The sequence below is a fragment of the Bacillus sp. 105MF genome (assembly GCF_000374885.1).
Classification (GTDB): domain Bacteria; phylum Bacillota; class Bacilli; order Bacillales; family Bacillaceae_G; genus Bacillus_A; species Bacillus_A pseudomycoides.
The window spans coordinates 1-14,677 of the sequence record NZ_KB895614.1 but is presented as its reverse complement, the minus strand read 5'-3'; the positions used below and the strand labels follow the sequence as shown (position 1 = coordinate 14,677).

General features: G+C 43.6%; 3 protein-coding genes. All 3 read left to right on the top strand.

The genetic code is table 11. The annotated features are described in order from the left end of the window. The coding region (locus tag C564_RS0128920) for a condensation domain-containing protein (protein ID WP_018767825.1) at positions 1-2,375 on the top strand (2,375 nt) is incomplete at its 5' end. A gap of 2 nt (positions 2,376-2,377) precedes the next feature. Beyond that, positions 2,378-8,848, top strand: coding sequence for a non-ribosomal peptide synthetase (locus tag C564_RS0128915; protein WP_018767824.1), 6,471 nt, complete (start codon positions 2,378-2,380; stop codon positions 8,846-8,848). Further along, a partial coding sequence (locus tag C564_RS0128910) for a non-ribosomal peptide synthetase (protein WP_018767823.1) occupies positions 8,845-14,677 on the top strand: 5,833 nt, incomplete at its 3' end. The genes C564_RS0128915 and C564_RS0128910, both read left to right, overlap by 4 nt.

Below are 14,677 nucleotides of genomic sequence, written 5' to 3'. Positions count from 1 at the left end.
CCAGCTTGCTACCGTGGTTTCAAAGGTATGGAGAGCAGAACACGCAGCTAATCAATATGTATGGAATTACAGAAACTACCGTTCATGTTACGTATTATCCAATTACTCAAGATGATGTGCAGCATTCTTCAAGAAGTAATATCGGAAAGCGGATTCCAGATTTAGAAGTGTATGTGCTAGACGCTTGTCAACAGCCTGTGCCTATTGGCGTATCTGGTGAACTATATATTGGTGGAGCAGGACTCGCACGTGGGTATTTAAACAGACCTGAATTGACTGCAGAACGTTTCATTCCTCATCCATTCAGTAGTGACCCGGGAGCGCGATTATATCGGACAGGAGACTTAGCGAGATACTTGCCGGATGGAAATCTAGATTATCTTGGGCGGATTGATCACCAGGTGAAAATCCGTGGTTTCCGAATTGAGCTCGGGGAAATTGAATCTGCTTTAAACGCACATGCATCCGTAAAAGAGGCTGTTGTAATTGTTCGAGAGGATCAGCCGGGTGATAAACGATTGGTGGCATATGTCGTGGGTGATGGGAATGTAGGTGAGTGGAGAGATTATCTCAAGGCGGAACTACCAAGCCATATGGTTCCTTCAGGATTTTTGATGATGGAAGCTATTCCACTAACTGCTAACGGTAAAGTTGATCGTGAGGCCTTGCCTGTACCAGAGGAGAGGGAAATTGAAAGTGAATGTGTTGCACCTCGGAATGGTAAAGAAGAAACACTGGCTACCATTTGGAAGCAAGTATTAGGGATTAAAAAGGTGGGAATCCATGATAACTTCTTTGAAATTGGTGGGGACTCGATTCTCAGCATTCAGATCATATCACAAGCGAGTCAATTGGGATTAAAACTTACACCCAAGCAAATGTTTGAATGCCCAACGATTGCCGAGTTGGCGCAAGTAGTCAAAGAAGATCAGGGAGTACAAGCGGATCAGGGGGTTGTGACGGGAGAGGTACCGCTTACTCCAATTCAGTATTGGTTCTTCGAGCAAGAACATCCGCGTCCACAACATTGGAATCAATCGATGCTTTTAAGAGTAAGAGAGAGATTGGATGTGGAGTTATTAGAGGAAGCCCTATTAAACTTACTCAAACATCATGATGCCTTACGTTTCCGGTATGAACAGTTACCAAATGCAACCTGGAAGCAGAGAAATGAGGGAATCGATGAACAGTCTGTACTTCGTGTGGTAAAGCGGAACGATGCTGATCAACAAGCGTGGAATCAAGTGATACAAGAAGAGATGGATATCACTCAAGCCAGTTTCAATTTACTTACAGGGCCGTTGATGAAAGTAGTGTACTTTGATGACGGTTCGAATGGGAACGATCGATTATTCTGGACGATTCATCATTTAGTAGTAGATGGGGTATCATGGCGAATTCTATTGGAAGATTTACAGGCCGTATACAACCAGATGAAACAAGATCAGAAGGTTCAGTTACCTGCGAAAAGTACATCCTTTAAAGAATGGTCGGAACGACTACAGGCATACAGTGAGTCAGATCTTTCAAAAGAAGTAAAAGATTATTGGCATGAACAGGCAGAAAAACAAGTGATGACGATTCCGATGGACTACCCTATACAGGAAACGACAGAAGCATCGATTGATCAAGTGACGATAACGTTGGGAGTAGAAGAGACCCACGCGTTGTTACAAGAAGTTCCGATGACTCATAAGACAAGGATTAACGAGGTACTATTGACGGCATTAGTACAAGCTATAGCTGACTGTACAAATCAGCATAAGGTTTCTGTTCACTTGGAAGGACATGGGAGAGAAGAGGTGATTGAAGGCGTTGATCTATCGCGGACAGTGGGTTGGTTCACGAGTATTTATCCCGTTCACCTTGATCTTCAAGGAACAACAACACCTATTGAGGGATTAAAGGCTGTGAAAGAGCAATTGCGTCGAATTCCGAATCAGGGCATTGATTATGGCATTTTACGCTACTTGAGCAGAGAATTGCTTCCGTTTTATCAGCAGCAAAAACCATCAATAAGCTTTAACTATTTGGGACAATTTGATCAAGTGTTTTCCAAAGAATCTTTGTTTATGCAAGAGACAGGGTTTACACGCTTAGACCATGCTCCAGAATCGAAACCATCTCACCCGATTGATGTTGTTGGTATGGTGAAAGATGGGAAGTTACATTTTGTTTGGATGTATAGTAGAAAACAGTTTTCTAGATTGACGATTAAAGCGATAGCAGATGCCATGTTGAATCAACTTCGTCTACTGATAAATCCACCAACGACAGAGTCTGCTTTTACGGTATCTGACTTTGCTGATGCAGAGGCTCTTACGGAAGAAAGCTTGAGTAAAGTATTACTTAAATTAACAAAGAAGAGGGTGTAACGATGGGGGACATTATCGATATATACGGATTATCACCTTTGCAAAAAGGGATACTGTTTCATACTTTATATGATCAAGATGATGAGCATTCTTTTTCCTACATTGTACAGGTAGGTTTCTTACTCGGTAATCGATTGGATGTTGCTACTTTCGAAAAGGCCTGGGAATACGTCATTCACCGACATGAGATTCTACGTTCTGTTTTTGTGTGGGAGGAAGTAGAAAAGCCATTGCAAGCTGTTTATCAACGTCTTCCTTTTACTATTCGTCGAGAAGACTGGAGCGCTCTTTCATGTGGAGATAGGGAAAAGAAATTACACCAGTTTTTGAATGCTGATCGGAGAAAAGGGTTTTCGTTAGACGAAGCACCGTTGATGAGAATCACTGCGATTAAAGAAGCAGCAGAAGAAACGAGAATCATTTGGACGCATCATCATATTTTGTTGGATGGGTGGAGTGTGTCCCTGATCTTCGGTGAAGTGATGGGAGTTTATCTCAAGATGATAAAGGGAGAAGCATTCAATCTTCCAAAGTCTCTTCCCTATAAAAAATATATCCAGTGGATTAATAAACAAGATCGAAGTAAAGCTGAGAAATTCTGGACAGAAGAATTAAAAGGATTTCATGCACCTACGCCATTAGCAATGGAAAGAAGTGACCAGGGGCAGGAGAAGGGTTATGGAGAGAGCGTTTATCAGCTATCTGAGGAACTGACTGAAACTTTACAAGAGTGGGTACGAAATAGTCAGCTAACATTAAATACGTTAGTGCAAGGAGCCTGGGCTTACTTGATGAGCCGGTATAGCGGTGAAAGCGATATCGTATTTGGTGTGACTAGCTCTGGACGTCCTACTGAATTAGCAGGGGCAGAGAAAATGGTTGGTCTATTCATTAACACATTGCCTACCCGAATTCATGTAAAGAATGATACATCAGTAGTAGACTGGCTCCGTAAGATACAGATGAAAGAAATGGAACGGAGACAATACGAGTATAATTCGTTGGTCGATATTCAAGGGTGGAGTGAAGTTCCAAGGAGCAGTACTTTATTTCATACCTTGTATGTGTTCGAAAATTACCCGATCCAAGGAGAGCGCAATGCTGATTTAAGATTACTAGAGGTCCAAAGTGCAGAACAAACAAATTATCCTTTGACGCTCATTGCAATGCCAGGTAAGGAATTTACTTTGAAGTTGATGTATGACCGCCATCATTTTGATGAAGAGACCATTCATCGGATTCAGGATCATCTATCGCAAACATTAATTCAGATGACGAAAAGCTCAGATTCAAAGCTATCCGAAATTACCCATTTAACAATGGAAGAGCAGGTACAACAGCTAGAGAAATGGAATGATACCCAAGTAGAATATTCATCTGAAAGCATGATTCATATGTTATTTGAGCAGCAAGTGGAGAAAACGCCAGAAGCGATCGCGGTTATTTATGAAAATGAGAAACTTACCTATAGAGAGCTGAATGAGCGTGCTAATCAGCTAGCTCACTATTTACAGAAGCGTAGTGTGGGTCCAGAGTCTTTAGTCGGTGTATATATGGAAAGATCGCCAAAAATGATGATAGCGTTGCTAGGGGTTCTAAAGTCAGGAGGAGCTTATGTTCCACTTGATCCTACGTATCCCGAGAATCGGCTACGCTATATATTAGAAGATGCTAGAATCGAAGTACTAGTGACGCAAGAAAAGTTAGAAAAAATAGGTATATCCGAACAAATCGAAACAATTTGTATGGATCAAGATCGCATTGCGATTGAACAGGAAGAACCGATCGCATGTACAAGCAGTGTAACAGGAAAAAATTTAGCATACGTTATGTATACTTCAGGATCTACAGGTAATCCAAAGGGAGTGATGATTGAGCATCATTCGGTGATTAATTATCTTGAATGGATGCAACATCAATATCCACTCTCTGAAAAGGATGTGGTCTTGCAGAAAACACCATTCTCATTTGATGTATCGGTGTGGGAGTTATTTTGGGGTATTAGTGTAGGAGCATGTGTATCCTTCCTGCCTCCAGGTGGAGAAAAGGATCCTTCTATAATAGCTGAAGTGATAGAGAAGCATCAGGTTACTGTTGTCCAATTTGTTCCTTCGATGCTATCTGTTTTCTTAGATCATTTCGATCATATTGATTTGAAACTGAAATGTTCGTCCGTGCGTCATGTGTTTTCCGGTGGGGAAGAGCTAAGTCCAGGGTTGGTTAGACGATTTCAACAGCACTGGGATCAGAGCGGACAAGTAAAATTGACCAACTTTTATGGACCAACAGAAGCAACCATTTACGTGAATGCATTTGACTGTCAACCCCATCAAGAATTTGTTTCTATTGGTAATCCAATACAAAATATTCAGCTGTATGTATTAGATCAGAATCAGTGCTTGCAATCGATAGGGATAGAGGGTGAGTTGTATATTGGTGGTGCAGGTTTAGCACGTGGTTACTTAAACCGACCTGATCTCACTGCTGAAAGATTCGTTCCGCATCCGTTTCAATTAGGAGAACGGCTATATCGAACCGGAGATTCAGTAAGATATCTAACTGATGGGAATTTAGAATTTATAGGCAGAATGGACCATCAAGTGAAAGTGCGTGGCTTTCGGATTGAGCTTGGAGAAATTGAAGCGACTTTAGAAAGGCATTCGTCTATTAAAGAGACTGTCGTGCTAGTGAGAGAAGATCGCCCTGGTGATCAGCGATTGGTAGCGTATGTGATAAGCGATGGAAATATCCAAAATTGGCGAGCGTATCTCCAGGACCAATTACCGAATTACATGGTTCCAGCACACCTTGTAGAGTTGGAATATTTCCCATTTACTCCGAATGGAAAAATCGACCGAAAAGCCTTACCAGCGCCGGAAGGACAATCTATGGGAGAGTTTAACGTCCTACCAAGAACGTCATCGGAAGAGCTCATCGCCTCGGTTTGGAGTCAAGTGTTAGGAATAGAAAATATCGGCATTCAGGACTCTTTTTTTGAACGTGGTGGGCACTCATTACTCGCTACCCAAATCGTCTCTCGATTACAAGAAGCATTCCAGATCAAAATCCCGCTACGTGAACTTTTCAAGTACGATACGGTGGAGGCACTGTCGAAGCGACTGGATCAGTTGTGTAAAGGAGATAAAAAACGAGAGATTCCACCACTTGTACCTATGTCGCGGGAAGAATCTATTCCGCTTTCTTACGCACAGAAACGCCTATGGTTCATTGATCAATTAATGCCAAATAGTGCGATGTACAATATTCATGCAGCATGTCGACTGACAGGAAAATGGTCACTTGAAGCATTGGAGACGGGATGGAATCAGTTGATTGAACGTCATGAATCATTGCGGACGGTAATTCAAGAGCGAGAGGGTGAACCTGTTCAACAGGTTCAGTCGCATGTTTTCAGACCCCTCCCTCAAATGGATCTAACAACTCTCCCTCTGGAAGACAGAGAAAGAGAGTTGAAGCGGCTCGTTCAAAACGAGGCGGAGGAACCATTTCATTTGGGACAAGGTCCTTTGATCCGAACGCGAATTTTGAAAGTGGACAAAGAGGAATGGGTACTTCTTTGTACGATGCATCATATTGTTTCGGATGGGTGGTCAATGGGAATCTTACTCGAAGAATGGATGGCTTTTTATGAAGGAGCCATTAGTGGAAAACCAGTTGAACTGAGGGAGTTACCTGTTCAATATGCGGACTTTGCCATGTGGCAAAAAGAATGGCAAAAAGAAGAGAATCTTGATCAGCACCTTCAATATTGGAAGGAAGAATTGGCTGGTGAGTTACCGGTCTTGCAATTACCGATGGATCGTCCTCGACCTGCTGTTCAAACCCACCGTGGTGCAAGTCAATCTCTGATGGTGGCGAATTCCTTACGGGAAAAGCTCAAGGAATTAAGTCTGCAAGAAGACTCCACCTTATTTATGACCTTGATGGCGGCGTATCAAAGCTTCCTTTCTCGTTATACGGGACAAGATGACATCTTGGCTGGAAGCCCGATTGCGAACCGGAATGTTAAAGAGATTGAAGGATTAATAGGTTTCTTTGCAAATACGTTGGTTTATCGAGCTGATTTCAGTGGAAATCCGACGTTCCAAGAACTTCTGTCGCAGATACGAAAAAAAGCACTAAAAGCATACGAGTATCAGGACATTCCGTTTGAGAAAGTGGTAGAAGCCGTAAAACCTGAACGGAATACCAGTCATTCGCCGATTTTCCAAACCATGTTTACCTTACAGAATATGAAACAAGAGTTACCTCAGCTATCTGAAAGAAACATGGAGCTGATGGAAAATCATACTTCGGTTGCCAAATTTGATTTGAGTTTATTTGCATCGGAGACGGAAGAAGGGTTATTGCTAACTTTTGAATATAATACCGATTTGTTTAATGCTGCAACTATTGAACGAATGGCAGGTCATTTTGAACATTGGTTATATGAAATTGTATCTCATCCAAAAGATTCACTATCAAAGCTGAATATGCTATCGAAAGCAGAATATAAGAGGTTACTAGAGGAATGGAATGACACAGGTGTCGTGGCCATACGTGAAAGCACGATTCATACATTGTTTGAGGAACAAGTGGAGAAAACGCCAGAAGCGATCGCGGTAGTGTGCGAAGATGAGGAGCTAACGTATCAAGAACTGAACGAACGCTCCAATCAGTTGGCCCATTATCTTCAAAAGAGGGGTGTGGGATGCGAATCATTGGTTGGGATCAGCGTTACACGTTCATCCGAGATGATTGTCGGTCTCTTAGGAATCATGAAAGCAGGAGGAGCGTATGTTCCGATTGATCCTGCGTATCCGGAGAGTCGGATACGGTATATTTTAGCGGATGCTCAAATCGAGGTACTGGTGACACAGGACAAGTTGCAGCAAAAAATGACGTTACCTGAATCGGTTAATATGATTTGTATCGATCGTGATCGAGCAGCAATCGAACAGGAAGTAACGACCGTATGTACGAGTGAAGTGACAAGCGATAACTTAGCTTATATCATCTATACCTCAGGATCCACTGGCAATCCTAAGGGAGTGATGATTGAGCATCGGAGTACGTTGGCGATGATCCATTGGGCACATCAAACCTATTCCCGACAGGAATTAGCAGGAGTGCTGGCTTCAACTTCACTATCCTTTGATCTATCGGTTTTTGAAGTATTTGTTCCTTTGACGAGGGGTGGCAAGGTAATTGTCGCTGAAAGTGCCCTTCATCTGGACAAGTTGTCTACGAAGGATGTGACCTTGGTCAATACTGTGCCATCAGCAGCGAAGGAACTGGTTCGAGCAAAGTTAATCCCTTCTTCGGTAAAAGTGATGAATTTGGCTGGAGAACCGTTGCCACAGTCACTGGTCCAGCACTTGTATGAGAGAAGTCCGATTGAAAAGGTGTACAACCTATACGGTCCATCCGAAGATACTACTTATTCTACGTATATGAAGCTAGAAAAGGGCGTCATGCACAAGGTGCCACCGATTGGTAGACCCATCTCTAACACAGAAGTATATGTACTCAGTGCAAACCAGCAAATGGTCCCGATTGGTGTAGTGGGTGAGCTTTACCTTGGGGGATCAGGCTTGGCGCGTGGCTACTTAAATCGCCCTGACTTAACAAACGAGCGTTTTATCCCGCATCCATTTAAAGAAGGGGAGCGAGTATACCGGACGGGAGATCTTGTGAGATATCTACCGGACGGGAATTTGGATTATCTCGGTCGGATCGATCATCAAGTGAAGATCCGTGGATTCCGGATTGAGCTAGGGGAGATTGAAGCGACGTTACAAAGTCATTCATCAGTTAACGAAGTCGTTGTGATGGTACGCGAAGATCATCCGGGTGATCAGCGTTTAGTTGCCTATGTAGTGGGAGAAGGAAATGCTCATGCGTGGCGTGATTATCTCAAGACCCAGTTACCAAATTACATGGTTCCGGCACACTTTGTCGAATTGACAGCATTCCCACTCACCCCAAATGGAAAAATCGATCGGAAAACCTTACCTGCACCAGAGCGTAAGGAAGCAGAGGGTGGTTATGTTGCCCCTCGTACCCCTACAGAAGAAGCGATTGTTTCGATATGGCATCAAATTTTAGGCACTGAAAATATCGGGATTCATGATTCGTTTTTTGAACTAGGTGGCCATTCATTACTCGCTACACAAGCTGTTTCTAATCTGAATGAAACCTTTGGAATTGAGTTACCACTGCATGATTTATTTATGTATACTACGGTGCAGGAATTGGCAGAACGGGTTAATCAGTTGCGCTGTAGTGGAAATGAGCAAACGCAGAATGATAGTAAGGAGAATGTAAGTTTTCAAGACTATATTCAAAATGAAGCAGCAGCGAGTAATGATGAAGAGTTACTTGAACTTCTTAAGCAATTGGAAGAGTTATCAGAGGAAGAAGCGCAAGATATATTCGAGAGAAACTTGGTTGAGGAAGGTGTGAAAAAATGAGAAGTGATTTACTTGCAAAGTTGAATTCGCTTTCTCCTGAGAAGAGAGCGTGGCTTCAGAAGCAGATGCAGAAAAAGGAGAATAAAGAAGCGCTTCCGTTGTCCTATGCACAACAACGTTTGTTGTTTATGGACCGATTTAACCCAAACAGTTCAGTATATAATATTCCGACAGTATGGCGTCTAAAAGGAAATTGGATACCTGAAGCATTGGAAAAGGGATTAAATCGACTCATTGAGCGTCATGAATCATTACGCACCGTTTTTAAGGAAGTTGGAGACCAACCTATGCAACATATTGTGGAATTCCTTCCTAGAAAACTACCTGTAGAGGATTATTCTCACCTTCCTCTGGAAGTAAAGGAAAAAGAGATAGAGAGCTTGATTGCTAGAGAAGCGCAGGATCCGTTTGATTTAATGAATGGCCCTTTGATTCGTAATCAACTGGTTCAATTAGGGAAAGAGGAATGGTTATTGCTATGTACCATGCACCATATTATTTCTGATGCGTGGTCCATCGGCATATTGATCAATGAATTGCTTGCCTTCTATGAGGAAGAAATGAGTGGGAAGCCTGCTGGACTAAGTTCGCTATCGATTCAATATGCAGACTTTGCGAAATGGCAAAGGCAGTGGTTGCAGGGTGAAGTGCTAGATCGACAACTTACGTATTGGCAGGAAGAATTGTCCGGTGAGCTTCCCATACTACAACTGCCAGTGGATCGCCCTCGACCGGTTACGCAAACGTACGCTGGGGACACGTATCATGTGATTCTTCCTCACACACTACTCAGTTCATTGAAGGATTTAAGTCGACGAGAAGGATCTACCTTATTCATGACCTTAATGGCTGCATATCAGAGCTTTCTTGCTCGCTATACGGGGCAAGAAGATATTCTTGTCGGAAGTCCGATTGCGAATCGGAACCATAAAGGAGTAGAGGGATTAATCGGCTTCTTTGTTAATACGTTAGTCTATCGAGCGGATCTCAGTGGAAATCCGACGTTCCGGGAGATTTTGTCTCAGATAAAGAAAAAGGCGTTGAAAGCGTATGAATATCAAGATATTCCGTTTGAAAAAGTGGTAGAAGCTGTACAACCTGAACGGAGTACGAGTCATTCGCCCATCTTCCAGACCATGTTTACACTACAGAATATAAAACAAGAACGAATAGAGCTGTCTGGGAGAAGTTTGGAAATGATAGAAAGTAATGTTTCCATCGCGAAATTTGATTTGAGTTTAACCGCTTATGAGGTGGAAGAAGGTCTATTTGTCTCTTTTGAATACAATACAGATTTATTTGACAGTAGAACCATTGCACGTATGGCAGGGCATTTTGAAAACTGGTTGAACGAAATTGTTCATCATCCAGATGAATCATTTACAAAGCTGTCGATGCTAGCGGACACAGAACAGAAGCAGCTCTTGGAAGAATGGAATGACACTGACGTAGTTTATTCACATGAGAGCATGATTCACGAACTGTTTGAGCAGCAGGTTGCGCGTACACCTGGAGCGGTGGCGGTAGTGTATGAAGGTGGACAGCTGACGTATCAAGAACTCAACGAGAAAGCGAACCAATTGGCACATTATTTACAGAAACGGGATATAGGACCTGAGTCATTGGTCGGTATATGTGTCGAGCGTTCACCCGAAATGATTATTGGTCTCTTAGGGATTCTCAAAGCAGGTGGGGCTTATGTCCCACTGGATCCGAGTTATCCTGAAAATCGCCTGAGATACATTTTAGAGAACTCGCAGATCCAAGTGCTTTTAACAAAGGAAGCGTTACAGGGTTGGTTGCCTGAAGGCATCCAAGCGATTTGTTTGAATCGAGATCAAGCAGCGATTTCTAAAGAGAGTAGCTTGGCACCAGTGAGCGGAGTGACAGCAAACAACTTGGCGTATATTATTTACACTTCGGGTTCGACAGGGAATCCGAAGGGAGTGATGATTGAACACCACTCGGTTATCAACCGATTACAGTGGATGCAAAAAAACTATCCATTATCTGAACAGGATACGATTCTTCAAAAAACGCCGTTTTCGTTTGATGTCTCTGTCTGGGAATTATTTTGGTGGTCATTTGTAGGAGCACGTGTTTGTTTACTTCCACCGGGTGGCGAGAAGGATCCTGCAATGATTGAGGAGTGTATTGAGCGATATCGCGTGACCACGATGCACTTTGTTCCGTCGATGTTATCTACTTTCTTGGATTATATGGAACAATTCAAAGCGAAAAAGGACGTATCGTCTTTGTGTCAGGTTTTCACCAGTGGAGAAGCGTTAAATACCGAACAAGTTCGCCGGTTTAAGGGTGTGTTTTATGATTCTAAGCAAACGAAGTTAAGCAACTTGTATGGTCCTACAGAAGCGACTGTAGATGTCACTTACTATGATTGTGATTTAGAAAAAGAACCGTTGCTTATTCCGATTGGTCGTCCGATTGATAATACCGAATTGTATGTGCTAGATCAAAGCCAACAGGTGGTACCGATAGGTGTGGCTGGGGAACTTTACCTTGGTGGTGTAGGCTTGGCACGTGGTTACTTCAATCGTCCAGAGTTAACTGCTGAACGTTTTATTCCGCATCCATTTAAGGAAGGGGAACGGCTCTATCGGACGGGGGACCTGGTGAGGTATCTGAATGATCGCAATGTGGAGTATATCGGAAGAATAGATAACCAAGTGAAAATCAGAGGATTCCGGATTGAGCTGGGAGAGATTGAAGCGGTCCTACACGATCATTCATCTGTGAAAGAGGCTGTTGTGTTAGTGAAGGAAGATCATCCTGGAGACAAGCGGTTAGTAGCTTATGTGGTGGGTGAAGGAGACACTGGAGAATGGCGTGAGCACCTCAAGACGCAATTACCGAATTACATGATTCCGGCATACTTTGTCGAGATGGAAGTGATGCCACTCACTCCGAATGGCAAAATCGATCGCAAAGCCTTACTGGCATTGGATGGACAGCCCATGAGCGTAAATATTGTCTCACCGCGAACACCAGTGGAAGAGCTCGTCGCATCGGTATGGAGTCAAGTGTTAGGCATAGAAAATATTGGTGTTCAGGATTCCTTCTTCGAGCTTGGTGGCCACTCGCTACTCGCTACCCAAGTTGTCTCACGTTTACAAGAAGTCTTCCAAATCGAACTACCGGTGCGTGAACTTTTTGAGTTTACAACGGTGGAGGCACTGGCGAAGCGACTGGATCAGTTGCGTAAAGGGGACAAAAAACGAGAGATTCCACCGCTTATGCCGATGGAACGGGGAGAAGCCATTCCGCTCTCTTATGCCCAACAGCGCCTGTGGTTTATTGACCAATTCACGCCTAATAGTGCACTTTATAATATGCCGATGGTATGCCGTCTTACAGGAAATTGGGTACCTGAAGCATTGGAGACGGGATGGAATCAGCTGATAGAGCGTCATGAATCTTTACGGACTGTGTTCTATGAAATGGATGGTCATCCTGTGCAGCAGGTTCAACCGTATGCTTTCCGGTCCCTTCCTCAAATGGATTTAACTATGCTTTCTCCGGAAGAGCGAGACGCAGAAGTTAATCGTTTAATTCAGCAAGAAACAGAAGTGCCATTTGACTTAGGAGAGGGCCCACTGATTCGGACAATCGTCTTGCGAGTGGGAGAAGAGGAATGGATCCTCCTCTGCACCCTGCATCATATCGTTTCGGACGGATGGTCGATGGGGGTCCTACTTGAAGAATGGATAGCTTTCTATGAGGAAGCAACGGATGAGAAGGTAGCAGAACTTGAACCATTACCGATCCAATATGCGGACTTTGCTCAGTGGCAAAAGGGATGGTTGAAGGAAGAAGTGCTTGAACAGCAACTCCACTATTGGCAGGAAGAATTGTCTGGTGAGCTTCCTGTGCTACAACTGCCGATGGATCACCCGCGTCCTGCGGTGCAAACTCATCGCGGATCGACACACACTGTGTTGCTGTCACGTTCGTTACGCGACAAACTGAACGAACTCAGTCGTCAAGAAGGGTCGACGCTCTTTATGACCCTGTTGGCTGCGTATCAAAGCTTCCTCTCCCGTTATACAGGACAAGAAGATATTCTCGTCGGAAGTCCAATTGCGAATCGTAATTACAGAGAGATTGAAGGATTAATCGGTTTCTTCGTCAACACGTTGGTTTATCGGGCTGATCTGAGTGGCGCACCGACATTCCAAGAGTTGTTGTCTCAGGTGCGTCAAAAGGCACTGAAAGCATATGAATATCAAGATATTCCATTTGAAAAAATTGTGGAAGTTGTGCAACCTGAGCGGAGTACAAGTCATTCTCCGATCTTCCAGACGATGTTCATCTTACAAAATATGAAACAAGAGCTTCCAGTGTTGTCTGGTAGGAGAATCGAAATGATAGAAAGCCATAATTCGATCGCAAAATTTGATTTAAGTGTAATGGCAGCCGAGGCGGAAGAAGGATTAATTTTCTCTTTTGAATACAATAAGGATTTATTTGATGTTACAACCATCGAACGAATGGCAGGACATTTTGAGAACTGGCTACATGAAGTTTCTCATCATCCACAAAAACCGTTGAATAGTTTGAGTATGCTCTCCGAATTTGAGCGTGATTTGTTATTAGAGACATGGAATGACACTGCAATGGAAATGTCCCAAGAGGGTCTTATTTGCGACAGATTTGAGGACAAAGTAGCACGACGTCCCGATGCGATTGCAGTGGTCGATCAAATGAGAGAGTGGACCTATGGTGAACTGGATACGCGGGCAAATCAGTTGGCACATGTTTTGCAGAGAAAAGGGATTGGTCCTGAATCAGTTGTGGGTGTCTACCTCCCGAGATCGGCTGAGCTCATGTCAAGTTTACTTGGCATATTAAAAGCTGGCGGGGCCTATGTCGTTCTAGATCCGTTGTATCCGAAATCACGGTTACAATACATGATTGAAGATGCAGGGATCCAAATCGTAGTGACGACAGCAGCGCAAGAAAGCCTTTCCGAACAGGTCGAAACGGTGAGATTAGAAGAAATAACAGATGAAAGCGTGATCGCACCGAAGCGGCAAGTGAAACCCGAGCACTTAGCTTATATCGTCTACACCTCTGGTTCCACAGGAAAGCCAAAGGGTGTCATGGTCGAATATCGGTCATTGATGAATATGGTCTCTTGGCATCAAGCGGTATACCAAATTACAGCACAGGATCGTGCGACTCAAATTGCGGGGATTGCCTTTGACTCAGCCGTCCAGGAGATTTGGCCTTATCTCACTGCTGGTGCAGCACTATACCTGTCGACAGAAGAGTTGCGAATCAATCCGGAGGCTCTACGAGATTGGCTCATTGATTCACGGATTACGGCTAGCTTTGCGCCTACACCTATTCTGGAAAGACTCTTGAAATTATCTTGGCCAGAGAAGACGGATCTCCGTTTTATCATTACGGGAGGAGATCAGTTAACACAGTATCCATCTGAACAAATCCCTTTTGCGGTGATTAATCAGTATGGTCCATCGGAAAATACCGTCGTTACCACTGATTGTTATGTGCCTGTAGGAATGACAACAGGTACTCCGTCGATTGGTCGACCGATTGCGAATACAGAAGTATATGTGTTAGATTCTCACCTTCAGCCGGTGCCAGTGGGTGTGATTGGAGATCTCTATATCGGAGGAAAGAGTCTTGCTCGTGGCTATGCTAATCGTCCGGAACTCACAGAGGAAAAATTTATTCCGCATCCGTTTAAGTCAGGGGAACGTCTCTATTACACTGGGGACAAAGCAAGTTATCTTCCTGACGGTGATCTCCAGTTCCATGGTCGTATGGATGACCAAGTAAAAATTC